Annotated in this window: 30 protein-coding genes and 2 pseudogenes; 9 read left to right on the forward strand and 23 right to left on the reverse strand. The window is 69.7% G+C overall.

What is annotated here, in order from left to right; all coding sequences use genetic code 11:
* Positions 1 to 194: 194 nt before the first annotated feature.
* Positions 195 to 1055, forward strand: coding sequence for a metallophosphoesterase family protein (locus tag IG99_RS12975; protein WP_037673202.1), 861 nt, complete (start codon positions 195 to 197; stop codon positions 1053 to 1055).
* Positions 1052 to 1744: a 4'-phosphopantetheinyl transferase family protein gene (locus IG99_RS12980; protein WP_037673203.1), complete on the forward strand. Its 693-nt coding sequence runs from the start codon at positions 1052 to 1054 to the stop codon at positions 1742 to 1744. The genes IG99_RS12975 and IG99_RS12980 overlap by 4 nt, the downstream gene beginning before the upstream one ends.
* Before the next feature lie 23 nt (positions 1745 to 1767).
* Here IG99_RS12980 and IG99_RS12985 read toward each other — a convergent pair whose 3' ends face one another.
* The 3 genes from IG99_RS12985 to IG99_RS12995 all read right to left on the reverse strand — a co-directional run bounded on the left by IG99_RS12985 (position 1768) and on the right by IG99_RS12995 (position 3442).
* On the reverse strand, positions 1768 to 2001 hold the full coding sequence (locus IG99_RS12985) for a hypothetical protein (RefSeq protein ID WP_037673204.1): 234 nt from the start codon (positions 1999 to 2001) through the stop codon (positions 1768 to 1770).
* A 227-nt stretch (positions 2002 to 2228) separates the two neighbouring features.
* A complete protein-coding gene (locus IG99_RS12990; protein ID WP_037673208.1) occupies positions 2229 to 2753 on the reverse strand; it encodes a hypothetical protein in 525 nt (174 codons plus the stop codon).
* Between the two features lie 32 nt (positions 2754 to 2785).
* A complete protein-coding gene (locus IG99_RS12995; protein ID WP_037673210.1) occupies positions 2786 to 3442 on the reverse strand; it encodes a helix-turn-helix domain-containing protein in 657 nt (218 codons plus the stop codon).
* A 229-nt stretch (positions 3443 to 3671) separates the two neighbouring features.
* On the opposite strand from IG99_RS12995, the gene IG99_RS13000 reads away from it, so the two are divergent.
* A complete protein-coding gene (locus IG99_RS13000) occupies positions 3672 to 4343 on the forward strand; it encodes an MmyB family transcriptional regulator (RefSeq protein WP_037673214.1) in 672 nt (223 codons plus the stop codon).
* Between the two features lie 17 nt (positions 4344 to 4360).
* On the opposite strand, the gene IG99_RS13005 is transcribed toward IG99_RS13000, so the two are convergent.
* The 9 genes and pseudogenes from IG99_RS13005 to IG99_RS13045 form a co-directional block, all read right to left on the reverse strand.
* Positions 4361 to 5200, reverse strand: a complete 840-nt coding sequence (locus IG99_RS13005; RefSeq protein WP_037673526.1) for an ABC transporter ATP-binding protein — start codon at positions 5198 to 5200, stop codon at positions 4361 to 4363.
* Between the two features lie 11 nt (positions 5201 to 5211).
* On the reverse strand, positions 5212 to 6000 hold the full coding sequence (locus tag IG99_RS13010; RefSeq protein WP_037673217.1) for an ABC transporter permease: 789 nt from the start codon (positions 5998 to 6000) through the stop codon (positions 5212 to 5214).
* The gene (locus tag IG99_RS13015; protein WP_037673219.1) at positions 5997 to 6770 is read right to left on the reverse strand and encodes an ABC transporter permease; all 774 of its coding nucleotides are present in this window, start codon (positions 6768 to 6770) and stop codon (positions 5997 to 5999) included. Before IG99_RS13015 ends, IG99_RS13010 begins: the two co-directional genes overlap by 4 nt.
* Complete coding sequence (locus IG99_RS13020; RefSeq protein ID WP_037673221.1) at positions 6767 to 7735, reverse strand: ABC transporter substrate-binding protein; 969 nt, start codon at positions 7733 to 7735, stop codon at positions 6767 to 6769. The genes IG99_RS13015 and IG99_RS13020 overlap by 4 nt, the downstream gene beginning before the upstream one ends.
* Before the next feature lie 104 nt (positions 7736 to 7839).
* Positions 7840 to 8778 (reverse strand): PDR/VanB family oxidoreductase, encoded by a 939-nt coding sequence (locus IG99_RS13025; protein ID WP_037673223.1) that lies wholly within the window; start codon positions 8776 to 8778, stop codon positions 7840 to 7842.
* Positions 8775 to 8960, reverse strand: coding sequence for a hypothetical protein (locus IG99_RS13030; RefSeq protein WP_037673224.1), 186 nt, complete (start codon positions 8958 to 8960; stop codon positions 8775 to 8777). Before IG99_RS13030 ends, IG99_RS13025 begins: the two co-directional genes overlap by 4 nt.
* Complete coding sequence (locus IG99_RS13035; protein WP_199815507.1) at positions 8957 to 10030, reverse strand: aromatic ring-hydroxylating dioxygenase subunit alpha; 1074 nt, start codon at positions 10028 to 10030, stop codon at positions 8957 to 8959. Before IG99_RS13035 ends, IG99_RS13030 begins: the two co-directional genes overlap by 4 nt.
* Positions 10031 to 10492: 462 nt before the next feature.
* Positions 10493 to 10753: pseudogene (locus IG99_RS45315) on the reverse strand (DUF5996 family protein); the annotation flags it as partial.
* Positions 10754 to 11012: 259 nt separating this feature from the next.
* Positions 11013 to 11801: a uracil-DNA glycosylase gene (locus IG99_RS13045; RefSeq protein WP_037673231.1), complete on the reverse strand. Its 789-nt coding sequence runs from the start codon at positions 11799 to 11801 to the stop codon at positions 11013 to 11015.
* Positions 11802 to 11973: 172 nt separating this feature from the next.
* On the opposite strand from IG99_RS13045, the gene IG99_RS13050 reads away from it, so the two are divergent.
* The gene (locus tag IG99_RS13050) at positions 11974 to 12333 is read left to right on the forward strand and encodes a DUF488 domain-containing protein (RefSeq protein WP_037673233.1); all 360 of its coding nucleotides are present in this window, start codon (positions 11974 to 11976) and stop codon (positions 12331 to 12333) included.
* A 525-nt stretch (positions 12334 to 12858) separates the two neighbouring features.
* Here the strand turns inward: IG99_RS13050 and IG99_RS13055 are convergent.
* Positions 12859 to 13305 (reverse strand): hypothetical protein, encoded by a 447-nt coding sequence (locus tag IG99_RS13055; protein WP_234311837.1) that lies wholly within the window; start codon positions 13303 to 13305, stop codon positions 12859 to 12861.
* On the reverse strand, positions 13298 to 14029 hold the full coding sequence (locus tag IG99_RS13060; protein ID WP_037673235.1) for a DUF2249 domain-containing protein: 732 nt from the start codon (positions 14027 to 14029) through the stop codon (positions 13298 to 13300). Before IG99_RS13060 ends, IG99_RS13055 begins: the two co-directional genes overlap by 8 nt.
* Before the next feature lie 86 nt (positions 14030 to 14115).
* Here IG99_RS13060 and fdxA point away from each other — a divergent pair, with 86 nt between their 5' ends.
* The 4 genes from fdxA (at position 14116) to IG99_RS13080 (ending at position 16098) form a co-directional block, all read left to right on the forward strand.
* Positions 14116 to 14442: a ferredoxin gene (gene fdxA / locus IG99_RS13065; RefSeq protein WP_037673236.1), complete on the forward strand. Its 327-nt coding sequence runs from the start codon at positions 14116 to 14118 to the stop codon at positions 14440 to 14442.
* Between the two features lie 5 nt (positions 14443 to 14447).
* A complete protein-coding gene (locus tag IG99_RS13070) occupies positions 14448 to 15131 on the forward strand; it encodes a helix-turn-helix transcriptional regulator (protein WP_037673237.1) in 684 nt (227 codons plus the stop codon).
* A gap of 61 nt (positions 15132 to 15192) precedes the next feature.
* On the forward strand, positions 15193 to 15549 hold the full coding sequence (locus IG99_RS13075) for a cupin domain-containing protein (RefSeq protein WP_037673238.1): 357 nt from the start codon (positions 15193 to 15195) through the stop codon (positions 15547 to 15549).
* 114 nt (positions 15550 to 15663) lie between these two features.
* The gene (locus IG99_RS13080) at positions 15664 to 16098 is read left to right on the forward strand and encodes a hypothetical protein (protein ID WP_037673239.1); all 435 of its coding nucleotides are present in this window, start codon (positions 15664 to 15666) and stop codon (positions 16096 to 16098) included.
* Here the strand turns inward: IG99_RS13080 and IG99_RS45320 are convergent.
* The 9 genes from IG99_RS45320 to IG99_RS13125 form a co-directional block, all read right to left on the reverse strand.
* Positions 16029 to 16964, reverse strand: a complete 936-nt coding sequence (locus IG99_RS45320) for a dihydrofolate reductase family protein (protein WP_078947681.1) — start codon at positions 16962 to 16964, stop codon at positions 16029 to 16031. The genes IG99_RS13080 and IG99_RS45320 overlap by 70 nt on opposite strands.
* Positions 16957 to 17622: a GTP cyclohydrolase I gene (gene folE / locus IG99_RS44150; RefSeq protein WP_063768311.1), complete on the reverse strand. Its 666-nt coding sequence runs from the start codon at positions 17620 to 17622 to the stop codon at positions 16957 to 16959. Before folE ends, IG99_RS45320 begins: the two co-directional genes overlap by 8 nt.
* 166 nt (positions 17623 to 17788) lie before the next feature.
* Positions 17789 to 18247: a Crp/Fnr family transcriptional regulator gene (locus tag IG99_RS13095; RefSeq protein WP_037673242.1), complete on the reverse strand. Its 459-nt coding sequence runs from the start codon at positions 18245 to 18247 to the stop codon at positions 17789 to 17791.
* Positions 18248 to 18475: 228 nt separating this feature from the next.
* Entirely contained in the window at positions 18476 to 18838 is a 363-nt protein-coding gene (locus IG99_RS13100) for a DUF488 domain-containing protein (RefSeq protein ID WP_037673245.1), read from the reverse strand.
* Positions 18839 to 18873: 35 nt separating this feature from the next.
* Positions 18874 to 19371 carry a VOC family protein gene (locus IG99_RS13105; RefSeq protein WP_234311838.1) on the reverse strand — a complete coding sequence of 166 codons (498 nt, stop codon included), beginning with the start codon at positions 19369 to 19371 and terminating at the stop codon, positions 18874 to 18876.
* A 131-nt stretch (positions 19372 to 19502) separates the two neighbouring features.
* The gene (locus IG99_RS13110) at positions 19503 to 19985 is read right to left on the reverse strand and encodes a hypothetical protein (protein WP_037673248.1); all 483 of its coding nucleotides are present in this window, start codon (positions 19983 to 19985) and stop codon (positions 19503 to 19505) included.
* The gene (locus IG99_RS13115; protein WP_078947683.1) at positions 19982 to 21766 is read right to left on the reverse strand and encodes a glycoside hydrolase family 15 protein; all 1785 of its coding nucleotides are present in this window, start codon (positions 21764 to 21766) and stop codon (positions 19982 to 19984) included. The genes IG99_RS13110 and IG99_RS13115 overlap by 4 nt, the downstream gene beginning before the upstream one ends.
* A 235-nt stretch (positions 21767 to 22001) precedes the next feature.
* Positions 22002 to 22517 carry a DUF2231 domain-containing protein gene (locus IG99_RS44155; RefSeq protein ID WP_051865299.1) on the reverse strand — a complete coding sequence of 172 codons (516 nt, stop codon included), beginning with the start codon at positions 22515 to 22517 and terminating at the stop codon, positions 22002 to 22004.
* 341 nt (positions 22518 to 22858) lie between these two features.
* Entirely contained in the window at positions 22859 to 23899 is a 1041-nt protein-coding gene (locus tag IG99_RS13125) for a PP2C family protein-serine/threonine phosphatase (protein WP_037673250.1), read from the reverse strand.
* A gap of 745 nt (positions 23900 to 24644) precedes the next feature.
* Here IG99_RS13125 and IG99_RS13130 point away from each other — a divergent pair.
* Positions 24645 to 25460 (forward strand): annotated as a pseudogene (locus IG99_RS13130) (IS256 family transposase); the annotation flags it as partial.
* Positions 25461 to 25513: the final 53 nt, after the last annotated feature.

Below are 25513 nucleotides of genomic sequence, written 5' to 3' on the forward strand. Positions count from 1 at the left end.
TACGGATTTTCCGATCATGACCACATTGGCCTGGTCGCAGGGGGGACGAGCCGATCAGAGCCGTGCGGATCCGAACCGATCCGGCACCGGTCCGGCACCGAAACGGCACCGGTCCCTGCCCGCGGGGCGCCCTTGCCCGGCGACCTCGAATGTGTTCTCGTGGACCCGATCGGGTGCGTGTGAGGGGGCGAGAGGTGACATCGACGGCCGGTGGTGCCGGACAGCTGCTGGCCATCAGCGATCTGCACATCGGGTATCCCGAGAACCGCGCCCTGGTCGAGGCGATGCGCCCGGAGACGGACGACGACTGGCTCCTCGTGGCCGGCGACGTCTCGGAGAACGTGGCCGACATCTGCTGGGCGCTGAAGACGCTGGCGAGCCGCTTCCGTCAGGTCGTGTGGGCGCCGGGCAACCACGAACTGTGGACGCACCCCTCGGATCCGGTCGCGCTGCGCGGCGTCGCCCGCTACGAGCACCTGGTCTCCCGCTGCCGCGACCTTGGCGTGCTGACACCGGAGGACCCGTACGCCGTCTGGGAGGGCCCCGGCGGCCCGGTGGCCGTCGCCCCGCTGTTCCTGCTCTACGACTACTCGTTCCTGCCGCCCGGCTGCACGACCAAGGAGGAGGGGCTGGCGTACGCGCACGAGACCGGGATCGTCTGCAACGACGAGTACCTGCTCCACCCCGACCCCTACCCGACGCGCGAGGAATGGTGCCGGGCGCGGGTCGCCGAGACCGAACGCCGGCTCGCCGCGCTGCCGGACGGCCTGCCCGTCGTCCCGGTCAACCACTACCCCCTGGACCGCCACCCCACCGACGTCCTGTGGCATCCCGAGTTCGCCATGTGGTGCGGCACCCGCCTGACCGCCGACTGGCACCGCCGCTTCCGCGTCGCCACCATGGTCTACGGCCATCTGCACATCCCGCGGACCACCTGGCACGAGGGTGTCCGCTTCGAGGAGGTGTCGGTGGGCTACCCGCGCGAGTGGCGGGGGCGCTCACAGCCCCCGGGGCGACTGCGCCGCATCCTGCCGAGCGAGGACGTGGAGCGATGATCGAGGAACTGCTGCCGCCGTCGGTGGTCGCCGTGGAGGCGTATGGCGACGAGGGGGCCGAGGACGCCGAGGGCGGCCTGTATCCGCAGGAGGCGGCGTTGGTGGCGCGGGCCGTCGCCAAGCGGCGCCGGGAGTTCGCCGTCGTCCGCTCCTGCGCCCGTCGCGCCATGGAGAAGCTCGGGGTGCCGCAGCAGCCCGTCCTGCCGGGGGAGCGGGGCGCCCCGCGCTGGCCGGACGGACTGGTCGGCAGCATGACCCACTGCGACGGCTACGGCGCCGCCACTCTGGCCCGCGCCACCGACCTCGCCTCCCTCGGCATCGACGCGGAACCCCACCAGGCGCTGCCCGAGGGCGTCCTGGCAGCCGTCTCCCTGCCGACGGAGGCGGAGCGGCTGGGACGCCTGTCCGCGGACCGGCCGGAGATCCACTGGGACCGGCTCCTGTTCAGCGCCAAGGAGGCCGTCTACAAGGCGTGGTTCCCCCTCACCGGCCTGTGGCTGGAGTTCACCGAGGCCGAACTCGATTTCCGCGCCGAGCCCGTCGACCGCCTCCGCGGAACCTTCCGGGCCCGGCTCCTCGTCCCCGGCCCCGTGGTCGACGGCCACCGCCTCGACCACTTCGAGGGCCGGTGGACGGTCCAACGGGGCCTGATGGCCACGGCGGTGGCGGTTCCCCCCGCCCGCCGCTAGCCACCGGCCCCGCAAAGTCGCCGTCAGCCCTCCGGGCACCACCCCTGCAGCAGCCGGAAGAACGCCTCCTCGTTGCCCGCGAGCCCCGCCTCGGCCAGTGCCCGCTCCGCCTCGGCGAGCACTGTGGGCGGAACGACGGGTGGTCGCGGGCAGTCCGGCGGGCCGGACGCGTCGAAAGCGGCCCGCACCGTGTGCAGCAGCCTCAGATAGGCCTGTACGGCGGTGCGCTCACGGTCGGTCAGTACGGCAGTGCGCATCGGTCGCCTCTCCCCGTGTCGTCTCCCACGCGCCCACGGGCGCGTACGCCCCCGTACGGTGGCGCACCCCCAGCTTGCCGCCCACCACTGACAATCGGGTCCCGCACCGCCTCCGTTCGCCCGCTCAGCGGACGGGAGACTTCCTCGCGCCACGCGGCGGACCAGGGGTTACGCGCCGAAGCGCGGGGTTCTCGCGCGCGGGACCGGAGCCGACCGGGCAGGCGCGGCTACGCCCCCAGATACCCGAGGGACGCCTCGATCCGCCCCGCCAGGCCGTCCCGCTGCAGCGGCCCCCGCACCGACGACCCCGCCAGCCATCCCCGGCACTTGCTGGCGAGCAACAGGCCGAAGTTCTCCGCCTCCCGCTCCTCCGTGAGGTCGAAGTGGGTGCGGGCGGCGACCTTGAGGACGGTGGGACCGAGGTCGGCGCCTTCCTGGAGGAGGCGGGCCGCGACCCTGGCGCCCTCGACGTGGTGGCCCCGGTGGCCGGCCTGCATGTGCCACAGCTCGTGGCCGAGGATCACCAACTGGTGGTCGGGCGCGGTGCGCTCCTCAACGACGACCAGGTCCTGCTCGGCCATGTCGACCCACAGCCCGCTGGCGGTGCCGGGCGGGAAGGCGGCCGTACGGAAGTGGACGGGGCGGCCGCGGCGCCGGCTCATCGCGCCGCACAGCGCCCCGTACAGGTCGGCGGGCGGAGCCGGGGCCGGGACGGTCAGCTCCGACACCAACTCGCCGCACAGACGACGCATTTCCCTACCGATGGCCACAGTTCCCCCCCGGCTCACGACTCGGGCCGCTTGACGCTCTCCAGGAGCATGTCCAGCCACTCGGCGACCTTGTCGCGGTGCTGGTCGGTGGGCAGTTGCGCGGCCCGCCAGGCGATTCCGCGCACCCCGTGGTCCTGCAGCAGCCGCTCCAGGGGGTCCGCGGCGGCCGCGGCCGCCTCCCGTTCACGGTCGGCGAGTTTCTGCAGCAGTTCCTGCTCGGTGCGCTGAAGGGCACCCGCGAGCGCCTCGGGGTCCTCGGCGGTGAGGAATCCGGCGTGCACGCGGAAGAAGCGCTGGAGCGCGTCACAGTGCTCCATGGTGGGCCGTCGGTCGCCGTTGAGGAGGGCGCCGGCCTGCTGCCGGGACATGCCCGCGCCGTCGGCGATCTCCTGCTGGGTGTACTTGCGCCCGTTGGGCTTGAGCCGGGTCCGGCGCAGCAGGTCGAGGCGTTGCAGGAAGCGGGCCTGCACATCGGGCTCGCCCTCGGGCCGTCCGCTCAGCAGCGCCCTGACGACGGGCTCGGGCACGCCGCAGGCCACCGAGAGGCGGCCGGTGTCGAAGACCTCCGCGTGCGTGACGCCGAGCCGGTCGGCCAGTGCCGTGACACGGGCGACGACGGCGGACAGCGACACCGTCGCCGTGGCGCCCGGGACCTCGTAGCCATCCGTCACCGACAGGTCTCCTACGTCTCTCCCAGCCCCCTCACGGGCAGGGGCGTGCGCCGTGAACTGACCGGAGAGTAGCGGGTGGTTCGAACTCACATCCAGGTCTCGCCACAACTGTGGCCAATTTCAGCCGTCAACCGGCATGGAATGCCACGATAGTTGACACGGCTTGTCTCGGGGCCGCAGGATCGGGGCGCCGCGTAAGGCCGCATCAGGCAAGAGGGGTGACCTCCCGATGGCGTATCAGGCAGGAGGGCAGCGGCCGGCACCGCGGCCCGTCCCCGAGAATCCCGAGGCCCAGGCCTACCTCCAGGACTACGCAACGCTTCTGGAAGCCGTCCCCTTCCCTTCCGTCGTGCTCGACCACCGCTGGGACGTCGTCGTGGCCAACACCGCTTTCGCGTCACTCTTCCGCGGGGTGAGCTCGCATCCGACGGCCATGCCGGGCGACAACTTCCTCCGGTTCGTGCTGTTCCACCCGGACGCGGCCACCGTCCTCGGGGAGCACGAGTCGAGCTGGTGCCTGCCGATGCTGGCGCACTTCGCGGACGCGGTGGAGCGGCACGGCCACGACCATGGGCTCCAGTCCATCCGCCGGGAGATCGCCCAGGATCCGATCATGGAGGCCGCCTACCGGCAGGGCCTGCCGCACTGGATCCGCGCGGTCGGCGAGGGAGCCGTCGAACCGGACGGCGCGGTCCGTCCCGTACTGCACCCGGATCCGCGCTGGGGCGCCACCGACTGCCGCATCGTCGACGAGACACCCAGGACCCTGCGGGAGATGGACTACACCCGGCTCACCATGGTCCTGCGCGAGCCCCGCAGGCCCCCACCCGCACCGCGCGGACCCCGACGGGCCCGCCGGGCCGCGGGGCACCTCTGCGTGGTCCCCGAACCCCAGGCCTGACCGGGCACCGTCGGCGTTCAGGTCGCCGACGGCGCCTGGTCGGCGGGAGCATCCGTGTCCTTCTCGACGGCGCCCCGGGGGCCCGGCTCCGCGCTCCGCTTCGCCGCCTGGATCTGCCGGTACACCCGGGTCCGCAGCTCGGCGAAGCGCGGCTCCACCCGGGTGGTCAACTGGTCGCGAGGGTCCGGGAGATCGACCTTCAGCTCCTCCCGGACCACCGTCGGGGACGCGGACAGGACGACCACCCGCTCACCGAGGTAGACGGCCTCGTCGATGTCGTGGGTGACGAACAGGATCGTGATCCCGCGCTGCCGCCACAGCCCCCGGACCAGGTCCTCCAGGTCCGCGCGGGTCTGCGCGTCCACCGCCGCGAACGGCTCGTCCATCAGCAGCACGTCCGGTTCGTACGCCAACGCCCGTGCGATGGCGACGCGTTGCTGCATGCCGCCGGAGAGCTGCCACGGGTAGGCCCCGGAGGCGTCCGAGAGGCCGACCGAGCGCAGCGCGCCGGCGACCAGCTCCCGTCGCCGGGACCGGGGCAACCCCTTCTGCCGAAGCGGGAGTTCCACGTTCTCGCCCACCCGCATCCACGGGAACAGGCTGCGCCCGTACTCCTGGAACACGAACGCCAGGCCCGGCGGCGGCCCCGTCACCCGTCGCCCCCGCAACAGCACCTCGCCCGCGGTCGGTGCCAGCAGACCGCCGACGCACTTCAGCAGGGTCGTCTTGCCGCACCCCGACGGGCCGACGAGACAGACCAGTTCACCGGCCCCGACCGTGAAGGTCAGGTCGCGCACCGCCTCCACGTGCCGCCCGGAGGCCTCGTACACCTTCCGCAGACCGCGTACATCGAGCATCTCCCGCCCCTTCACGAGCGTCCCCCGGGCCGCCGGCCGACGGCGCGCCGGCCGTGGTACCAGCCGAGCGCCCGCCGCTCGACCACCTGGAACAGGACCGAAAGGAGGAAACCCAGCAGTCCGAGCACCAGGATCCCGGTCCACATCTCGGGGAGGGCGAAGCCCCGCTGGAACTGCACGACGGTGAAGCCGAGACCGTCACTGGCGGCGAACATCTCGCTGATGACCATCAGGATGATCCCGACGGACAGCGCCTGCCGCAGCCCCGCGAAGATCTGCGGGCTCGCCGAGGGCAGCACCAGGTCCTTCAGCCGCGCGACACCCCGCACCCCGTACGAGCGGGCCGTCTCCGCGAGCACCGGGTCCACCGCCCGCACGCCCTCGACCGTGTTGAGCAGGACCGGCCACACACACCCGCTCGCGATCACCAGGACCTTCATGGTGTCGCCGATGCCCGCGAAGAGCATGATGACCGGCACCAGGACGGGCGGCGGCACCGCACGCAGGAACTCCATGACCGGTTCGCACACCGAGCGCACCCGCCGGTAGGAGCCGATGACCGTGCCCAGCGCGACTCCGACGACGGCCGCCGTGAGGTAGCCGCCCGCCAGCCGCAGCAGGCTCGGCACCACGTCGGCGCGCAGCCGGCCGGGTGTCCAGACGTCGGGGAAGGTCTTCAGGACGGTCCGCAGGGGCGGCCAGTACACGTTCGTGCTGTCGGCGGACGCCAGCCACCACACCGCCATGAGCACGGCCGGCAGCGCGAGGGCGTACGACAGCCGCAGGAGGGCACGGCTCACACCGTCACCTCCCCACGCACCGACTGGTGCCAGGCCAGCGCCCGCCGTTCCACCGTCCGGGCACCGACGTTGACCAGCAGCCCGAGCAGTCCCGTCACCACGATGAGCGCGTACATCTCGGGCACCGCCTGCGAGGTCTGCGCCACCGCGATACGGGCGCCCAACCCCGGAGCTCCGATGACGAGTTCGGCCGTGACGGCGAGGATCAGCGCGACGGACGCGGCGAGCCGGACGCCGGTCATGACGTACGGCAGCGCGGTCGGCCACAGCACGTACCGGCCCCTCGCCCAGGTGCCGAGACCGTACGACCGTGCCGTCTCCTCCGCGACCGGGTCGACGTCCCGGACGCCGTACAGGACCTGGACGAGCACCTGCCAGAAGGCGGCGTAGACGACCAGCAGGAGCACCGAGCGCAGTGCGGTGCCGTACAGCAGCACCGCGAGCGGGATCAGGGCGACCGAGGGGATCGGGCGGAGGAACTCGACGGTGGACGCGGTCAGTTCGCGCAGGTGCGGTACGACCGCGATGACGACTCCGGCGAGGACGCCGGCCGTCACCGCGATCGACAGCCCCAGCGCCCAGCCGGTGAGGGTGTCCCCGAGCGCGGTCCAGAACGAGCGGTCACCGAGCTCGGTGAGGAGCGCGTCGCCGACCCGGGCGGCCGGCGGGAAGTAGTCCGCGTCGACGACGCCGAGACGCGGCACGGCCTCGCAGAGCGCGAGGAAGCCCGCCAGCCCGGCCGCTCCCAGCAGTGCGCCGGAGCCCCTCACGGCAGCAGCTCGTCCAGGTCCGGGCTCTGCTTGAACAGGCCGTCCTGCTGGGCCAGTTGCGCGAGCCGCTCGATGGATGCGCGGTCCGGTTCGGCGGGCCAGCGGGGCAGGGTGAGCTTGGCCAGGAGGGTGTCGGGGATCTTCGTGTACGTGGTGAGGATCCGGCGGACCTCTTCCGGGTGGCTGTCGGCGTACTTCAGGGACTCGGCGGTCGCCTCCCGGAACCTCTTCACCAACTCGGGGTTCTTCTGGGCGTACTGCCGCGACGTGAAGTACATCGCGACGGTCAGGTCCGGTGAGACGTCGTAGAAGTTGGACGCTATGGACTTACCGCCCGCGGCCTTGACGGTGGCGAGGGCGGGCTCGGGGGTGCAGGCCGCGTCGACCCGTCCGCCGTCCAGCGCGGCCGGCATCTGGTCGAAGGGCATCTCGACGAACTCGACCTTCGACGGGTCGCCGCCGTCCTTGCGTACCGACTCCCTGATCGAGGTGTCGCAGATGTTGTTGAGCGTGTTGACCGCGACCTTCCTGCCCCCGAGCTGCCTGGGTGAGGTGAGGGGGCTGCCCTTCTTCACGGTGATACCGGCGAAGTCGGCGCCGTCCTCGGCCGTGGACGCGACGCCGTTCGCCACGGCCTTGACGGGCAGGTTCTTGGACTGGGCGACCAGCAGGGACGTCGTGTTGCTGAAGCCGAACTGGAACTGGCCCGAGACGACACCGGGCACGATCGCCGCCCCGCCCTGGGCGGGGACCAACTCCAGCTCCAGGCCGCGCTCGGCGTAGAAACCCTGTTTCTGGCCCAGGTATACGGGTGCGACGTCCAGGATGGGGATGACGCCGACCTTGACCTTGGTGGTGCCGTCCGACGCGCCCGCGTCCGACGTGCCGGAGCCGTCGGACGAGCCGCAGGCGGCCGTACTCAGTAATAAGAATCCGGCCGCGAGACCGGCGAACAGACGACGCATGGCTCCCCCTGTGCAGACGACGACGTTCCGACAGGCTGTGCGCATCTCGCACAGTAGTGGGGTCGGTACTCGGCGGGAAGCCGTGCGCGGCCCGTTCCGACGGCTCACAGGTCCAGCACGAGCCTCTTTCCCCGGCAGCGGGACACACAGATGAGCATGGTCTCGCCGGCCTCGCGTTCCTCGTCGGTCAGTACCGAGTCCCGGTGGTCCGGGGTGCCTTCGAGGACGTCCGTCTCGCAGGTACCGCAGGTGCCCTCGGTGCAGGAGAACAGCACCTCGACACCGGCGGCGCGCACGGTCTCCAGGACGGAGACCCCGGGCGTGACCGTGAGCGTGCGCCCGCTCTGCGCGAGCTCGACCTCGAACTCGGTGTCCTCACCGCCCTGTTGCTCCTTGGGCTGGAACCGCTCGATGTGCAGGACCCCGGCCGGGCACTGCTCCTCCACCGCGTCGAGCAGCGCCCCGGGCCCACAGCAGTACACGAGAGCGCCCTCGGGCAGCCCGTCGAGCACGGCGGGCAGGTCCAGCAGACCGGTCTCGTCCTGCGGCGCGATGGTGACCCGGTCGCCGTAGCGGCTCAACTCATCGGTGAACGCCATGGATCGTCGCGTCCGCCCGCCGTACAGCAGGGTCCACTCCGCGCCCTGGGCCTCCGCCACGGCGAGCATCGGCAGGATCGGAGTGATGCCGATGCCGCCGGCGATGAAGCGGTAGCGGGGCGCCGGCCGCAGGGCGAAGTGGTTGCGCGGGCCGCGCACACGGACCTTGTCGCCCTGTCCCAACTGCTCGTGCACATGGGCGGATCCACCGCGTCCCGCGGGCTCGCGCAGCACCGCGACCCGCCAGGCGTCCCGGTCGTCCGGGTCGCCGCACAGGGAGTACTGCCGCTCCAGGCCCGGGCCGAGCACCACGTCGATGTGGGCGCCGGGCTCCCATGCCGGGAGCTGTTCGCCCAGCGGGTGGCGCAGGGTGAGGGCGAGCACGCCGTCGGCCGCGGACTCCTTGCGGTCGACGACGAGTTCGGCTTCGTACGCGTCACTCATGAACTGTTCCCTTGCGGCTCGTGTGGGGGCTCGTGTCCTTGCGGATGGGCGAGCATCCACTCCCACATCTCGATCGGGTCCTGCGAGGTGTGCTCGCGGCCGCAGTGACAGGTGCCGTGAAGGGTGTCGGTGCCCGGCAGCCAGTCGATGCGGTAGATCTCCCCGGTGGGCGCGGCACTCACAGGACCTTCTCCACGGGCTTGTCGCCCTCCTCGACCAGCCGGGCCAGGATGCGGCGGGCGGCGAGGCCGCCGGTGTCGATGTTGATGCTCAACTCCTGGTAGCCGGTGCGCTCGGTGCCGAGCGTCCTCTGCAGCAGGTTGAGCGCGTCGACGTCCTGCATGACGACGGTGTGGTTGTTGCCCCGCAGGAACTCCGTGACCTCGTCGTCGTCCGTCGCCCAGTCCCGGGAGACCATCCAGAAGTCGTACACCTTGCCGTCGGCGGACGGCGTGATCGCGTAGGTGATCTCGGTGTGGAAACCGTTGGGGTCGCTGCCGTCCGCCTCGGGCAGCACACCGACCGACGCGATGCGGCTGTGCAGCAGGTACAGGCAGGGCGCGTGGTACTCGATGTCCTGCCAGCGGGTGATGCGGCCCTCGATGCCGGTAGAACGGGAGTAGAAGGGCGGGCACTCGGCGTCGTCCATGTGCCGGCTCACCCGCACGATCCCCGCGCCCTCGTCCACCTCGGTGGTGATCGGCGTCTCGGCGACCTCGGGAGTGCCGATGTAGCCGCCGTGCAGGTACGTCTCGTGGGACAGGTCGAGGAGGTTGTCCACGAGGAGCCCGTAGTCGGCGTCGATCGGCTCCATGCCCCGCACGGTGGTCCAGCCCGGGGCGTCGAGGTGGCGGGCGCGCGGGATGGTCTGCGGGTCGGCGAGCGCCGGGTCGCCGATCCACACCCACACCAGCGAGTCCTGCTCGACGAGCGGGTAGGAGGTGACCCGGGCGGTGCGCGGGACGCGTTTCTGCCCCGGCACGTACACGCACGTCCCGGTCGTGTCGTAGGTGAAGCCGTGGTAGCCGCACACGATCCGGTCACCGTCCAGCCGGCTGGGCTTCTCGTGCAGCGGGAACCGGCGGTGCACACAGCGGTCGTGCAGGGCGACGGGCGTCCCGTCCTCCTCGGTTCGGTAGAAGACGAGCGGCTCACCGAGGATGGTCCGTCCGAGCAGTTCCTCGCGCCCGACCTCATGGCTGTAGGCGGCGACGTACCACTGGTTCCTGGCGAAGGCGGTCATGTGAGGCATGGGGGTCCCGTCCCTGTCGGCGGGGCGGCTTCGCCCCGCGTGCCGTGGTTGGAATCAGGGTCGTGACGGCTGTGGTTGCCACGCAAGGCGGCTTCTGTCAGGCGGAAGCGTCTCTGAGAAAGGGCTGGTCAGGGCGTTGTCATGCGTCTTGCCCATCACTGGCAGCGGCTGCGGGGTGTCGCCGCTGGGTGGATCACTCCTGAGGTGGCCGGTGACGCGTCTGGCGAGCATGTCCGACCGCGGTGCTTCCGTGGTTGTCCGGAAGTTGAACTCTTGTCCGTGAACGCGCCAATTTCTTGCCGGTTCTTAGGCGGTACACCGGCAGAACTTGCATTCTTGCAGTTCAAGACTGGTCAGCGCTGTCGCAAGGGCGTGCTGGGTCGAATCCGGGTCGAATTGGCCCGTCTTGGCGTATCTGGCCGGGTTGTCGCAAGTCAGGGAGGTGGTGGGCAGGAGTAATCCGAGCGGAAAGGACACCTCTGTGCCGTCCAGTGAAGCGGCCACCAGCTGATGGCGGACGAAGTCGATGATGAACGGATTACCTTCGGCCGGCATCGGACGCGTGGTGATGCCATGTCCGGTGAGGTAGAAGGGCACATTCCACCAGTGGTTGCGTCGAACGCTGGCGGTGAGCCGGATCTTGCCGACGACCTGCGCGAACCGGTGCAGCGTCTCCTTACAGCCCCGCCATTCGGCGAGCGGAATCGGCGGGAAGAACTCCATGAGCCTCCCTTCCTGCACGGAGCATCCGGGAGAGCGGCGACGATACCGGCGGCCCCTACCCCTCAATGATGGCCGACCCCGCCGCGAACGGCACGCCGCCGGCACGGACCAACGCTTACGGCGGCGCGGCCTGCACAATGATCATTGTGGGCTGACGCCCGCGCATGGGGTCGAAGGCAGTAGCGGAGGAACAGGGACGGATCCCGCTTTCGGCGCGCGTCGCCGGAGACCCGTCGTAGGCGAGTTGGTCAACGGCAGGTCACCCAGGAGGCTGGCGGACCGGCAGGTCGGCGATGTTGGCACCGCGGTGCAGGACGTCGCGGAGCATGGCGGGGGTCAGGGTGCGGGTGGACATGTTGCGCTGGCTTGGGTGGTAGCCGCCGATCAGGTGCAGCGCCCGTCCACTTCGGGCGTCGGTTAGCTGCGTGTGTGCGCCGTGCCCGAAGGCTGGGCGCGGACGGGGCACCTGCCAGTCGGTGGCGGTGAGTACCGGGAGCAGTGCCTGCCAGGCGAATCCGCCGAGTACCACGATTGTGCGCAGGGTCGGGCGCAGGAGTTCCAGCTCCTGGGCGAGCCATGGCCGGCAGGTGTCGCGCTCTGTGGTGGTGGGGCGGTTGTCGGGCGGTGCGCAGTGCACCGGCACCGTGATCCGCACGCCGTACAGCCTCATCCCGTCGTCGCGGTGTGAGGCCTGTGGCTGGGAGGCGAGACCGAGGTCGAACAAGGCTGCGTAGAGGGCATCGCCCGACGGGTCGCCGGTGAAGATGCGTCCGGTGCGGTTGCCGCCGTGCGCGGCTGGAGCCAGTCCAATGATCGCCAGTGGTGCGTCCGGAGGACCGAAGCCTGGCACGGGCCTGGCCCAGTACTCCCAGTTCCGGAAGGACCTGCGCTTGACGCGGGCGGCCTCCTCCCTCCAGGCCACCAACCGCGGGCAGGCCCGACAGGTGCTCACCGTCTCGTCCAGTTCGCGCACGGAATCCAGTCGGGGAGCTGTCGCCAAGGGGAAGTAGCGGGCCTGCGGCGTCGGGCGGCTGCTGTGCGTGCTCATGCTCCTCCTCACACCGTCTGCCGAACGGTCGCGGAACGGCCCGGCCCGCTCGCCCCTCGGCAAACGGCGACCCCCGATAAAATGGGTGAGTCAGAAACACCCCTGGGTGGGGCAAGCACCGGCCGCTCACAGTTGCGGTCCGGACTGACCGATTGATCTGGAAGGTGCCGTCATGGCCGAGCAGATCACCTACCGCCGAGTTTACGAAGAGACCTCGCCCAAGGAGGGCAAGCGGGTCCTTGTCGACCGTGTCTGGCCACGGGGTATGCGCAAGGACGAGGCGAACCTGGACGAGTGGCTGCGCGATGTCGCCCCCTCGACCGACCTGCGCCGCTGGTACGGCCACGAGCCGAGCCGCTTCGCCGAGTTCCGCCGCCGCTACCTGTCCGAGCTGGAGGACACCGGACACCGGCAGGCCGCCGAGCATCTGCGTGACCTGGCCGCCCACGACAACCTCACGCTCCTCACCGCCACCAAGGACGTGGATCACAGCCAGGCCGCCGTACTCGCCGAATGGCTTGCCGAAATCTGACCGGTACAGCAAGCTCTGAACAACGCCGGAACCCTGCAAGGCCGGCTCGCTTGCGCCCCGACTGGTCGCAGAGGTAGCGCCCTCCACTGGTGTCAGCGGGACTCTCCGGCGCTCGAGCCGCATCGGCCACGGACCCTAGCGGGCGGGGGGTGCCGCCAACTGCCTGCTGGTTCGGACGCTGCGGGCCGTCTCGGACAACCTCGACGACAAGATCGACGCTTGGGTCCCGCGCCGCTGAGGCAGGTGCCGTGGCCATCTTGCTCAGCACATTGAGGCGGCCCTCGCGGCTCTTCTGATCGTGGAACAAGCCGTGCAGCTACCTGCCATCGGGGCCGGGCCTGGCACCGAGCTCCCACCCTCGCCTCGTGCTGGCGGCCCGGCTCGACCGCGACCGCCTCGAACCCGCTGCCATCGACACCACCGGGACTGCTGAGCCGAGGCCGGCGAGCAGGTGCGCCGCTCCCACGGCGGCGGGCTGCGCAGCTCGCGTTGCGAGGACGGGCACTGGGGGAGATGCGCCGGCGATCAGTTGTCCGTTGCTGGGCGGGGGCGGATCTGCATGCCGGGTCGTCGGCGGTGAACGGTGAGGTAGGACAGGCCGTCGGCACTTGCGGTGATGCGGCGGGTCGAGCCGTGGGGAAGCCAGAACAGCGCACCACCTGTGAGGGGTTCCGTCCGGTCGCTGGTGCCGAGGATGCCGTGCCCGGCGACGACGAGCAGGAGCACGTCGAGGTCGGGCTCGGCGTGGGTCTCGACGCACTGGTGAGCCGGCAGGTGGACGAGGTTGGCGTCGAGTTGACGGCCGGACTCGGTGAGTTTCCACACGGCACCCGCCGTCGCCGGAACGGTCCCGGCGAGGGCATGGACGTCACACAGCAGGCGCGGTGTCGGCGCGGGAGCGGACGGGGGCGAGGGCTCGGCAACGTCCTCGTCGATCGCCGCGGGGGTACCGGGAGGTGGGGTGTCAGGCATCGACGGCTGCCTTTCCGATCCGTACCCGCCAGATCTCCGGGCCGGATTCGAGGTAGTCCCAGGTGTGGGTGCCCGGGTGGGTGGCCTCGAACTCGCGGCGCAGGGAGTTGGGGTCGTGGTTGTTGATCAGGACGAAGCCCTCGCCGGGGCTCAGGCGGGCGTAGCGCGCGAAGATCCGCAGGTGCCGTCGGCCGTGCGGGATCTCACGGACGTCGAGGACCGGCGGATGGTCGAGTTCTTCGCCCGCGAGCAGGGTCAGCATGTCCGTGACGAGGGCGGGCAGATCGGCGCCGGGCAGGGCGGCGAGCGCGGGCAGCAGGACGGTCTCCTCGGCCGCCAGATGGACGGCCAGGACCGCCTCGATCAGCTGGGCGATCGCCATCGCGGAGGTGGTGTCGGTGGTGGCGGCGAGTGCGTCGATGTGCGCGTCGAGGGCTGCGGTTGTGGTGCGCAGGGCGCGGACCAGCAGGCGTGTCTCGGCCGCGCCGGAGGCGGCCGCGAAGAGTGCCTGGTCGGTGGCGGCCAGATGACGGCGCAGCTCACCGGAGCAGAAGTCCACCAGGGCCGCGTGCACGACGTTGTGGGAGCCGGCGACCGGTTCGGATTCGCCGAAGGCGGCGAGGCCGATCCGCAGCCGTTGGTGCAGGGCACGGATCGCTATCTGGGCCCGGACGGCCGGGTCGGTCTCTGTCGCCTCGATATAGATCTCGGATGACGATGCCACCGCGTGATGCTCCTCTCAGCCCCCGCGCCCACAATTATTACATGTATTATTTGGAGAAACCTCTCGGGTGGCGTGAGGAGCGCATTGTGACCTACGTGATCGCCGAGCCTTGCGCCGACGTGAAAGACAAGGCGTGCGTCGAAGAGTGCCCCGTCGACTGCATCTACGAGGGGCAGCGTTCTCTGTACATTCACCCGGACGAATGCGTGGACTGTGGGGCCTGTGAGCCGGTCTGCCCGGTCGAGGCGATCTTCTACGAGGAGGACGTCCCGCCGGAGTGGCAGGAGTACATCCGGGCGAATGTCGAGTTCTTCGACGTCCTCGGCTCACCCGGCGGCGCCGCCAAGCTCGGGCTCGTCGAGCGTGACCACCCGATCATCGCGGCACTGCCGCCGCAAGTCCGGGAAGGCTGATCAACATGGCCACCAGCAAGGAACGGCAGGATCGGGAACAGCTTTCCGAACGCCGCCGCGCCGTACTCGACGCGGTGCAGGCCGCCGGTGCCCCGCTGGGCGTCACCGAGGTCGCCGACCGGCTCGACGTGCACCCCAACACGGTGCGCTTCCATCTCGACGCGCTCGTGGCACAGGGCCGCGTCGAGCGGACGCTGGAGCAACCGTCGGGTCCTGGACGCCCGCGCACGGTTTACGCGCTGCAACCGGGAATGGACCGGGGAGGAACGCGTCGATACCGGCTGCTGGCCCGGATGCTGCTCAGTCAACTGGCTTCGACCGGGTCCGGCGCCGGGGCGGCGGCCACCGACGTGGGGCGCGCGTGGGGACGGTATCTGGTCGAGCAGGTGCCCCCCTCCCGCCGGCTGACCGCTGACGAAGCCGTCGGCCGGCTTGCCGCCATGCTCGACGATCTGGGCTTCGACCCACAGCTCGGCCATGACGGTGAGGTGCCTGGCCCCGTCCGGCTGCGGCACTGCCCCTTCCTCGAACTCGCCGAGGAGTACAGCACGATCGTCTGCCCGCTCCACCTGGGCCTGATACAGGGCGCCCTGGCCGAACTGCGCGCCCCCGTGGAAGCCACCCGGCTCGAACCCTTCGCCGAACCCGACGCCTGTCTGGCACATCTCGCCCCCTCCACGGCCTCATAGTCCCCTCCTGTATGGATAAACGCCGACGCGGGCCCACCCGCGCCGGAAACGAGGAATCCCCATGCACATCGTCGACACCGAAACCGCGACCCCCTGTGGCCGACGGCCCGACCGCCGCACCGCTCACGACCGCCACCACCTCCGACCAAGTCGCCGTCATCCATGTGGAGATCCCCCCGGCGGTGGCCTGCCCGAGCACGACCTCGGCGCCTCACAGATCGTCCTGATCCCGGTCGCCGGGTCGGTTCAGGTGCGCCACGGCCAGGACGTACACACCCTGGTGCCCGGCTCGGCGGCGCACGTCGACACCGCTGAGCGGGTAAGCCTCGCGAACCTGAGCACCGAGCCCGCCTCGCTGATGGTCGTGGCCTCGCCCCCAGAGTTCGCGTACCCGCTGGCAGCGTGGCCGATCGTTTGAAGCACCGGGCCACCGGACCCGCCGCCTGACGCCCGGCATTCCCACTGGGTGCTGACCTCCCGTAGCTGCTCCTGACGAATGCCGCCGCCCCGGACACGAGAGAGACCACTATCAATGAATACGACGTTGGCGGCCGTGGCAGGCGCCGTCACCTTTCTCTGGCTCGGGATGGTGCTGGCGATCTCCTTCCTGGAGGCGCCGTTGAAGTTCCGGGCCCCAGGCGTGACGATCCCGATCGGACTCGGCATCGGCCGGATGGTCTTCCGCGCGCTCAACCTCGTCGAGACCGTCCTCGCCGTCATCGTTGTCGCCGCGGTCGCCACCGCCACACCGTCTACGGCCGTCGTCACATTCACCGCGATCACGCTGGCCGTCCTGGCTGGACAGCTCACCGTCGTCCGCCCGCGCCTGAACAGGCGTTCCGACGCCGTACTCGCGGGCGAGGACCCCGCGCGGCACCGCTCCCGCGCCCACCTGTACTACGTGGCGCTCGAGCTTTTGAAGGTGCTGTCCCTGCTCGCGCTGGGCTGTGCGGTTCTGGCCCGGTGACCGAGGACACGGGAGCGAAGTCGGTAGCGAAGGAACAGGTATGAATCCCGTCGCCGGGCGCTGATCAGATCGGCCCATGCCGGTTGCTTCGGCAGCAGTTCGAGTCCCGTGATCAGTGCCGGGCGCGAGGTGTCGGCACGGCCAGCGAGTACCGGGGATGTCGTGAGGAACAGTTCATCCAGCAAGCCCTCACCGAGCAGGTTGCCGATGAGGTGCGGTCCGCCCTCGGTGAGCACCGCGGTGTGTCCGCGAGCGTGGAGAACCGCGAGTACGTCGGCCATACGAAGGGCGGTCCCTTCGCCTGCGGTGAGTGTCGTACACGCTGGCGGCAGGCGTCCCTCCAGTTGACGGGCGCCTTCCACGGTGGTCGCCACAAGCGCGCCCGATTCCAGGGCTGGGTGCTCGGTGGGGAGGTCACCGCTCGCGGTGACCACAACCAGTTTTGGTTGGGCGAGGCGTCGCAGACTCTGCCGCAGCTCGGCGAAGGCCGGGGCGGCCTGCGGGCAGACGTGATCGGGTGTCCATTGGTGGCCCGGCGTGGCTCGGAGAGTGCCGGCCCCGATGAGTACGGCGTCAGCGCATGCACGCAGTAGTCCCATGACGAACCGGTCCGTGGGTTCGCGTCCGCTGATCGCCGAGCCGGAGGAGGGGTATTCGGGCCCAAGAGCGACCACTCCGTCGATGGAGGTGACGAAGTTCGCGTACACACACGGCAGGGCGAAGCCCAGATCGCCGCCGTAGGCAGTGGCGAGCGCCGGGGGCAGCCCGAACCGGGGCTGCCCGGCTTCCTCGTACAGCAACTCCAGCGACTCCAGCGAAGCTGTCCGTGTCCGTGCTACGGGGTGCCCGGCGCTGTCCTCAGCCATGGCCGGCCAGGCCCCGCTGGCCGCACAGCGTGAAGAACTCGCCTCGCAGTTGCGGATCCTCCTCGTAGGTGCCCCGCCAGTGGGTGGTGCGGGTGCTGGACTCGATCTCCCGAACGCCGCGCATCTGCGTGCACAGATGCACCGCTTCCAAGTGAACCGCGACGCCGTGGGGCAGCAGGATCTGCTGCAACGACTCGGCGAGCTGGCGGCCGATGCGTTCCTGTACCGAGAAGCGGCGGGCGAACAGTCGCACCAACCTGGTCAGCTTGGACAGGCCGAGGATGTGCTCGTGGGCGATGTAGCCGATGTACGCCTTGCCGAAGAACGGCAGAGCGTGGTGCTCACAGAGAGCGAAGAACGGGATCGGCCCTTCGACGATCTGGCTGATCCGGCAGTCCGACCCTCCGTGGCATTCGGTTTCGAAGGCGGTGACCAGCTTCTCGTCGCCCTCGTACCCGCTGGTGGCGTCGAACAGGGCACGCAGGAAGCGGCGGGGGGTGTCCACGGTGGCCTCCGACCCGACGGCCAGGCCCAGCGCCCCGAAGATCTCACTCATGTATCCCTCGAACCGCTGCCACTCCGCGGGAGCGATCTGCCGCGGAGACACAGCCGCCCACTCCGCCTCGTCGGTGAGGGGCACGAGCCGCTCGCCCACCATCCCTACGACGGGCGGGGGCCCATGCATCTGCGTGAATCGCCCGTTCATATGCGGCCTCAAGACGCGACAAACATCCCGTGCAGTCGGCTCATTCCATTATCGCGCTACCTGTGCCGGAGTGCTGAGCGAGCTCACGCAGGCGTCCGCGGCAACGCACGGTTGCCGGTCAGGACCTCGGGCCGCTGCCAGCCGGCCCGTACAGATCCAGTAGGCGGGTCCGGGTGGATTGAAGTCGGTTGCCGACCACGGTAGCTACACAGCGTGTGATCGACAGCCCCGGCACGGGATCCTCCTCGATCAGTGTGCGCACCGCCGTCGCGTCGAATTCCAGTGCATGTACCGGGCCATGTGCCTCTGCGCCCAGTTGCCAGGTGTGCGGTGGGACCAGCCACGACCAGCCGAGCAGTTCACCCTGGCCGATGGCGTCGACGGTGGCCGCCCGCCGGCCGGGGACGTGGACGTCGAGAGCAACCAATCCGGTGATGACGGTCCAGAACCGGTCGGCCTTGCTGCCCTCCTCGAAGATGCGGGCGTCTGCGGGGAAAGACACGTCGGTCGCGAACTGCAGCAAGCGGTCGCGGTCTTCGGGTGAGAGCAGGCTCAGCAAATTCGTCGTGGTTGCCATCCGGGCCCTCCTGTCTCAGATTGACTGTCTACGCCGAATTGCTTCCTGAGGAGCGGCTACCGGACTCGCTGGGAATTGCTGCCCGATGGGGTCCCACCTCTCCAGGGAATCTGGGGTCTCGGGCGCCGTCGCGCTACCCGGTGGAGATACAGGTGGGCGGTGCGGCGGTTTGGTTTCGCAGAGCCCCCTGGGGCCTGCAGGGAGAGTGGAGCTCGCTGCCCTGTGCTGTCAGCTCCGGAGCAGCTCGGCAAGCACCTCGGCTTTGCTGGTCTCGGGATGTTTGGTTGCGGTGAGTAGTGTCACGGTTCGGTCTTCGACGAGGTCTCGCAGGTGGGCCAGGGCGTCTGCGCGTTCGGGGTCTTGGAGCTCGGTTTGGTAGAGGTGCCTGAACTCCGCGAAACGATCGGGGTTGCGGATGTACCACTTGCGCAGCTCTGTGGAGGGTGCGACCTGTTTGCACCACTCGTCGAGGTGGGCCTTCTCCTTGGTCATGCCCCGGGGCCAGAGGCGGTCGACCAGCACTCTGGTGCCGTCGGTCTGCGCCGGTGCGTCGTAGACGCGGCGGACCTGCACCGTTCGCTTGTGTGCCATGGAGGACCTCCTGCCGAGCTCCGCTTCTTCCGGCATCACGCGTAGTAGCGAGAGATGATCTCGAGCCGTGCCACTTCGTCCGGTCCCGGATACGCCACCAGGACCGGCAGGCCGCTGGGATCCCGGCCCTCGATGAGGGTGAAGCCCTCAGCTTCTCTGGTGTCGACACGGTCGGAGCGGGCTCTGAGTACGCGCTCGCACCGCTGGAAGTCGTCGGGGCCGTCCGCCGTCCAGATCACGTAGTGCGCGCCGACGTGACCTGTCGGGTGGATGGCGTGCGAGCCCACGGCCCGTAGGTACACCTGGAAGCCGCTGCGGCTCACGAGCAGCGCGGCAGTGGCGGTGCGTACGGTGACCTCCATGTTCAGCAGCTCCCCGTAGAAATCCGCCGATGCGTCGTGGTCGTGGACGAACACCACGACCGACGCCAGCCGGGGGCCGCGCGCCTCCGCTCCGCTACCGGTCGGCTCCGCATCCGGTGGAAGCTGCGCAGGGTCCTGGCCGGAGGACGCCGCTTCATGTGGAGTGGTCATGAGGACCCTTCCGCCTTCGACCGCGATACGAGGGCTTCTTTGTGCGGATTCCTGGTCCGTTTTCCACGCTACCCGGACGGTGTCCTGCCCGCTGACGTGCGGCAAACCCTGAGGGGTGCGGCCGCGGTTTCTCAGCCTGGCCATGCAAGGAACCCGCCGACGATGGTGCCGTAGGCGAGATGTGCGGTGAGCGTGACGGCGGGTGTGCCGGGCCCGTAGTTGAGCATGAGGAAGCCGGGTGGTTCGAGCAGCGCGACATCGGGGGCGCTGGTTTCGGGTTGGCCCATGCGCGGGTGGACGAGCGGCAGCAGGATGTTGACGAGCGCGGTGGTGGCGAACAGTCCGTGGACGAGGCCGAAGACGCATCCCAGCCACCAGCTGCTGTAGCCGATGGCGACGAAGACCGCGTAGTAGAGCAGGGCGAAGATCAGGCCGTTGATGAAGTGTGCGCCGTAGCCGAGGGCTTTGGCGCGGGTCCGGTCGCTGGTGAAGGCGGTCCCGAGCAGGAACGGCAGATCGATGCGGGTGAGGCTGAGGGCATTGGCCGCGCGCAGGCCGGTGGTCAGGACCAGGGTGCCGACGAGCCCGCCCGCCAGTGCGGCCCAGATGCTCATCGTGTGGCCTGCCCGATCGCGCAGGCGGCGCTGATCAGGGCCAGGTGGGACAGGCCCTGGGGCAGGTTGCCGAGGAAGTCGCCGGTGGCGGGGTTGATCTCCTCGCTGTAGAGGCCGACGTCGTTCGCGAGAGGCACGAGCTGGTCCATGAGGTGGGCCGCTTCGTCGGCGCGGCCGGTCCGGGCGAGTGCTTCGGCGAGCCAGAAGGAGCAGGCGAGGAAGGCACCCTCACTGCCGTGGACTCCGTCGGCGCCGAGGTAGCGGCTGACGTAGGGGCCGTCCTGCAATGCCTGTTGCATGGCGGCGACGGTACCGCGCATGCGCGGGTCGTCGGGCGACCGATAGCCGTGGAGCAGCCCGAGCAGGAGGCCGGCGTCCAGCTCGTCGCTGTCGGCGGAGCGCACGTAGGTGTTCAGCCGCAGGCTGAAGCAGCGGTCGTCCACGAACTCGGCGATGGCCTGCCGTTCACGCCTCCAGCGAGGTGCGTGCCGGTCGGGGATAAGCCCCCGCTGGGCGAGGTCGAGAGCGCGATCGAGGGCGACCCAGCACATCATTTTGGACTGGGTGAAGTGCTCGGGAGCGCTGCGGACCTCCCAGATGCCCATGTCGGGCTGCTGCCAGACGGTGCAGACGAAGTCGGCGGTCTGGGCCAGGCGGCGGGCGATGTCGGCGTCGAGCCGATGGCCCGCTGCGGTGTACAGCCACGCCGTCTGCACCAGCTCTCCGTAGGTGTCCAGCTGGAGCTGGCCGGCGGCGGCGTTGCCGATGCGTACGGGAGTCGAACCGCGGTAGCCCGACAGGGGAAGGTTCTTCTCGGGTGCGCGGGCGCCCCCGTCGAGGCGGTACAGGACGTGCAGGCGGGGGTGGGTGAGCTGCGAGGCGTGCATCAGCCACCAGAAGTAGCCGGTCGCTTCCGGCGCGCAGCCCAGCTTGAGGAAGGCGTTCAGGGTGAAGGCGGAGTCGCGGATCCAACTGAAGCGGTAGTCCCAGTTGCGTTCCCCACCGAGCTCCTCGGGCAAGGAACAGGTCGCAGCGGCGGCGACCGCGCCGGAGGGAGCGAAGACCAGCAGCTTGAGGGCGAGGCCACTGCGCAGCACCGCCTCCCGCCAGGGGCCCGCGTAGGTGCGGCCGTCGGTCCACGCTCTCCAGGTGGCGGCCGTGTGGTCGAGCCGGGCCTCGCACTCGGTGCGCGTGGGGAGCACCAGCGGTTCCCGGTGTGCGTACGGCAGCGCGATCACGGCCCGGGTGCCCGCGTCCGCGCGGAAGCGGGATGCGACGGCATCAGAAGTGGGCTGCGGCTCTCCCGCGTTCCAGGCGCAGATCCCGACCCCCTCAGGACCTGAAGTGACGACCGGGACGCCCGCACGACGTGTCAGGTGAGGTGCGCGGGCGCCGTAGCCGAAGCGCGGCTGGACGCTCCAGCGCATGGGGACGCTGCCCGCCCGGCCCTCGATCCGCCGGACCAGCTCCCGGGCAGGCGCCAGGGAGCGGCTGTCGGGAATGGTCAGTGCGTCGGTCACCCGAACCGTGCCGCCTGCTGTGGTGAACGTCGTCTCCAGCACGTTGGTGCCAGGCAGGTAGCGGCGGGAGGTTGTGTAGGGCGCCTCTGGCCGGAGGAGGAACCGTCCTCCCTTGAGGTGGTCGAGCACGGCGGCGAACACGGTCGGCGAGTCAAGGTCCGGCCAGGCCATCCAGTCCACCGAGCCGTCCCGGGCGATGAGCGCGCAGCAGCGGCCGTCCCCGATAACCGCGTAGTTCCGGAGTCCCGTGTACCCGTCCAAGCGTGCCGGTGGGTCGGCCGGGACGTCTGGCAGATCAGGCAGGTCTGTCTGCCGGCTCCAGGGCACGTCCGGTGCCGGCGATGCAGAACCCGAACTGGACGGTGTGGGTGTCACCCGAAGGCACCCTTTTCGGAAATTGGCGGCCTGCTGGCCAAAGAGACGGCCAGAGGTTCTTCAGTGTCGGTGACACGGCCGGTCGGCAGCTCCGGCCGGGAAGCGATCCCTCTACGCCTCTTCAAGAGACGCGGTTCAGATGGAGCCGTCGAGCCTCCTGCACCGCCCCTTCATCGCTTTCCTGGAGGGGCGTGAGCCGGATGCCGACGTGGTAGTCCTGGACCAGCATCCAGCCCAGGAAGCCAGCCCCGAGCGTGCAGGCGAGTCCAGCCGCGGACAGTGCCAGTCCGGGTGTGACGCCAGTCGCGGGGCCATCCCAATGGGTGGCGTAGATGGCAAGGCTCGCTCCGAAGAGGCCCAGCGCCGCTACGTTGAGACTGCCGTGGGCAATGCCGACGGTCTTGGCCGCCGACCGGCGGGGAATGCCGAACGCCAGATCGGCGATGCCGGGCAGGGCTGCCAGCAGTGCTGTGCCGACCCCAGCGATGTTGAGAGCGATGGCCAGGTTCAGCCAGAACTGCTGCCCATTGGCCGCGTAGACGGCGAAACCCACCAGCGTGCCGGTGTAGCAGGCGATGGGGAAACCGACCAGCATCGGGTGAATGGGATGGCCAGCGATGGTGATCTTGCTGTACATGGCACCTCCAGGCCGGTTGGCCGTGCTGAGCCTTTCCAGGTTCTCCCTCGATGTACAGGAGCGCCAACGGGGCCGGACCAGCGGTTTCGGATCCTGGGCCTGACGAGGAGAGCCTTGGCCCCTCACTTCGGCTGATTCGAAGATCTCCAGGTCCGCGGTCCTCGCGGTCGACGGCCGAACCTCTCGCAGTCCTCTGTCACACGGCTCCTTCGGCTCACATACCAGCTGAAAGTGAGGCGCAGGAGGCACACGACCATTGTCGTTGCCTGTTCGAGAGGGGCGGTTCGCCACTGAGGTCGCCTACAGGCCGTGGCAGTGGTCCCTCTACTGGAAGCGCCTGTTCAGGAGGCTCGGCGAACTACGAGAGCCGTGATGTCGTCCCGCTGTTCACCTGCGGTGTGTTGACTCAAGTCCTTGACCAGATTGTCGGCGACTTCCCAGGGGGAAACGTCCGCCCAGACTCGCAGGCGCTCTTCGAGGGGATAGAAGGCGCCGGTGATGCTGCGTGCCTCGGTGACGCCGTCGCTGCAGGCAAGAAGAGTGGCCCCGGGAAGAAACGGGAACCACGCGACGGCCCGGGGTTTCGGAGCGAGATCCGCAAGACCGAGAGGCACGCCAGGGTCGCCCAGCTGTACCGGTGTGACCGCTCCGGTATTCAGCAGATAGGGCGGAGGGTGGCCGCAGTTGACCGCCTGCGTGTCCGCCGAGGCGTCGATGCCCAGGATGAGAGCGGTGACGAACCGTTCAGGCTCGCCGGTCTGCTGGGCGAAGACGTTGTGGCGGACGACGGCCCTTTCCAGGTCATCCACGAGCGCGGTGAGCGTCGGCTCGCGCAAGGCGGCCTCGCGGAACGCTCCGAGCGCGGCGAAGGCGGCCCCGATCGCAGGCAGGCCCTTGCCCTGGACATCGCCGAACAGCAGCCGCGTCCCGTACGGCGAGGCCACCGCCTCGTAGATGTCTCCTCCCACCAGACGGTCCTCCTCCACCGGCAAGTACACGCCGTCGACGATCACCCGGTCGGTCAGGACGGGCAGCGGGCGCAGCACCTGCCGTTGCAGGGCGACAGCTGTGGACCGGACCCGGCGGAGATCTCGCTCGCGCCGTATACGCAAGTGGCAGGTCAGGACGCACAGCACGCCAAGCGTTGCGGCCAGCACCATGACGATCACGTAGTCGTACCACGAAGGGAGCGGCCGGTAGATCAGTACTCCGGTGATGACGATCAACACCCAGCCGACCGCGTAGATGGTCTGCCGCACCGTGCCGATCGCCGCCGGGAAGGCCGGCAGCAGGATCAACAGGGGGGCGAGCCGCACTGTACGGTCATCAATGACCAGCTCCAGTGCCACGATCGGGATCGTCAGCGCGACCACATAGACCATCGGAGCCCTGACCGCGCTTCTGGGAAGTGACTCACCCGCGCTCTCGGCGCGTGGAAGTGGCGCGTCGGCTGCGCGAGATGGCAAACGCCTGCGGAACACACCACCAGCCTCCTTCAGCTCTTTCGACCCCGCAACGGCGGACGCCGCAGCCTGTTGACGTGATCACTCACCTGCGTTCGTGAGCCGTTCCTGCCTGCACCCGCGGGGGCATGGGTGCAGAGGTGGGAGGGCTTGCTCGGTCCAGACGGTCTTGCGGTTGGTGTAAAGGCGGGTGCCCCAGGAAAGTCGGGCGGTGATGACGAGGCATGTTCGGCGCTATCACGTCAGCCCGCGCAGCATCTCCACGCGCCGTCGCAGCACGGATGCTGGTGTGCACGGTGCTCAGCGCGGCAGCCGTGCCCGCCGGACTGCAGTCCGCACGTTCGATACCTGCCCACTGCGATGAGCGCCCCGCCGGGGGCCACTCCCACCTATGCGCAACGTTCGGTGGCGGCCGCCTCACGGAAAGTGCCTCCCGCGCAGGCGGCGCTCAGTGCAACCTCCAGGTGAACTTCCCGCCGCCCATCCACCGAATCACGCCCGGGTCATCGAGGTCGTGACATGAGGTGGCGGCCCGGAACCTGCCCGGCATCCGGGCCGCCACCCCGGTTGCGTCCCGGGAAGTGGTGTACGGGTTCCCACCTGATCCGGGTGTTTGGCCTGGCGTCGGAGTGAGGGCCCGGATATGAGAACGGCCACCGGCTGAAAGCACCTGGACGAGCAGGTCACCGCCTTCCGTAACCGTCCCCTGGACGCCGGCCCGTACTCGTTCGTCTGGGTCGACGCGCTCACGCAGAAGGTCCGCGAGGGCGGGCGCATCGTCAACGTGCATGCGCTGATCGCGGTCGGTGTCAACGCTGACGGCCACCGCGAGATCCTCGGCCTGGACGTCGCCACCGCCGAGGACGGCGCCGGCTGGCTCGCCTTCCCGCGTTCCCTGATCGCCCGCGGCCTGTCCGGCGTTCAGCTCGTCATCTCCGACGCCCACGCCGGCCTGGTGGACGCGATCGGCGCAGTGCTGCCCGGCGCCTCGTGGCAGCGCTGCCGCACCCACTACACGAGGAACCTGCTGAGCCAGGTCCCGAAGTCAGCCCAGCCCTGGGTGGCAACGCTGCTGCGGACGGTCTTCGAACAGCCCGACACCGACGCGGTCCAAGCACAGATGCGGCACGTCCTGGACGCGCTGGAGGCCAAGTTCCCGAAGGCAGCAGCCCACTTGGACGCCGCCCAGCACGACCTGCTCGCCTTCACCGCCTTCCCGCGGGAGATCTGGCGGCAGATCTGGTCGAACAACCCGCAGGAGCGGCTGAACAAGGAGATCCGCCGCCGCACCGACGTGGTCGGCATCTTCCCCGACCGCACCGCCGTCATCCGGCTCGTCGGGGCGGTCCTGGCCGAACAGAACGACGAGTGGACCGAAGCCCGCCGCTACATGGGCCGCGAACTCCTCGCCAAGGCCCGGCTCCACCCGATCGAGTCAGAAACCGACGACACCGTCCTGCCCACCGAACTCACCGCATAGCCTCAAAGACGAGATCACCGAGTGGCCGTCGATACACCACTCCAGCGGACGTG

The sequence above is a fragment of the Streptomyces griseus subsp. griseus genome (assembly GCF_000720255.1).
Classification (GTDB): domain Bacteria; phylum Actinomycetota; class Actinomycetes; order Streptomycetales; family Streptomycetaceae; genus Streptomyces; species Streptomyces griseus_I.

What these genes read in the sequence shown, in the direction of transcription:
- IG99_RS45320 (WP_078947681.1), bottom strand. Translation starts at nt 16,964, where the DNA reads ATGGCTGAGGACAGCGCCGGGCACCCCGTAGCACGGACACGGACAGCT.
- IG99_RS44155 (WP_051865299.1), bottom strand. Translation starts at nt 22,517, where the DNA reads ATGTACAGCAAGATCACCATCGCTGGCCATCCCATTCACCCGATGCTG.
- folE (WP_063768311.1), bottom strand. Translation starts at nt 17,622, where the DNA reads ATGGTGGGCGAGCGGCTCGTGCCCCTCACCGACGAGGCGGAGTGGGCG.
- IG99_RS13070 (WP_037673237.1), top strand. Translation starts at nt 14,448, where the DNA reads ATGGCCACCAGCAAGGAACGGCAGGATCGGGAACAGCTTTCCGAACGC.
- IG99_RS13125 (WP_037673250.1), bottom strand. Translation starts at nt 23,899, where the DNA reads ATGGTCTATGTGGTCGCGCTGACGATCCCGATCGTGGCACTGGAGCTG.
- IG99_RS13110 (WP_037673248.1), bottom strand. Translation starts at nt 19,985, where the DNA reads ATGAGCATCTGGGCCGCACTGGCGGGCGGGCTCGTCGGCACCCTGGTC.
- IG99_RS12980 (WP_037673203.1), top strand. Translation starts at nt 1,052, where the DNA reads ATGATCGAGGAACTGCTGCCGCCGTCGGTGGTCGCCGTGGAGGCGTAT.
- IG99_RS12990 (WP_037673208.1), bottom strand. Translation starts at nt 2,753, where the DNA reads ATGCGTCGTCTGTGCGGCGAGTTGGTGTCGGAGCTGACCGTCCCGGCC.
- IG99_RS13100 (WP_037673245.1), bottom strand. Translation starts at nt 18,838, where the DNA reads ATGGCACACAAGCGAACGGTGCAGGTCCGCCGCGTCTACGACGCACCG.
- IG99_RS13095 (WP_037673242.1), bottom strand. Translation starts at nt 18,247, where the DNA reads ATGGCAACCACGACGAATTTGCTGAGCCTGCTCTCACCCGAAGACCGC.
- IG99_RS13020 (WP_037673221.1), bottom strand. Translation starts at nt 7,735, where the DNA reads ATGCGTCGTCTGTTCGCCGGTCTCGCGGCCGGATTCTTATTACTGAGT.
- IG99_RS13025 (WP_037673223.1), bottom strand. Translation starts at nt 8,778, where the DNA reads ATGAGTGACGCGTACGAAGCCGAACTCGTCGTCGACCGCAAGGAGTCC.
- IG99_RS13035 (WP_199815507.1), bottom strand. Translation starts at nt 10,030, where the DNA reads ATGCCTCACATGACCGCCTTCGCCAGGAACCAGTGGTACGTCGCCGCC.
- IG99_RS13005 (WP_037673526.1), bottom strand. Translation starts at nt 5,200, where the DNA reads ATGCTCGATGTACGCGGTCTGCGGAAGGTGTACGAGGCCTCCGGGCGG.
- IG99_RS12985 (WP_037673204.1), bottom strand. Translation starts at nt 2,001, where the DNA reads ATGCGCACTGCCGTACTGACCGACCGTGAGCGCACCGCCGTACAGGCC.
- IG99_RS13045 (WP_037673231.1), bottom strand. Translation starts at nt 11,801, where the DNA reads ATGAGCACGCACAGCAGCCGCCCGACGCCGCAGGCCCGCTACTTCCCC.
- IG99_RS13055 (WP_234311837.1), bottom strand. Translation starts at nt 13,305, where the DNA reads ATGCCTGACACCCCACCTCCCGGTACCCCCGCGGCGATCGACGAGGAC.
- IG99_RS13105 (WP_234311838.1), bottom strand. Translation starts at nt 19,371, where the DNA reads ATGACCACTCCACATGAAGCGGCGTCCTCCGGCCAGGACCCTGCGCAG.
- IG99_RS13000 (WP_037673214.1), top strand. Translation starts at nt 3,672, where the DNA reads ATGGCGTATCAGGCAGGAGGGCAGCGGCCGGCACCGCGGCCCGTCCCC.
- IG99_RS13075 (WP_037673238.1), top strand. Translation starts at nt 15,193, where the DNA reads ATGCACATCGTCGACACCGAAACCGCGACCCCCTGTGGCCGACGGCCC.
- IG99_RS13080 (WP_037673239.1), top strand. Translation starts at nt 15,664, where the DNA reads ATGAATACGACGTTGGCGGCCGTGGCAGGCGCCGTCACCTTTCTCTGG.
- IG99_RS13050 (WP_037673233.1), top strand. Translation starts at nt 11,974, where the DNA reads ATGGCCGAGCAGATCACCTACCGCCGAGTTTACGAAGAGACCTCGCCC.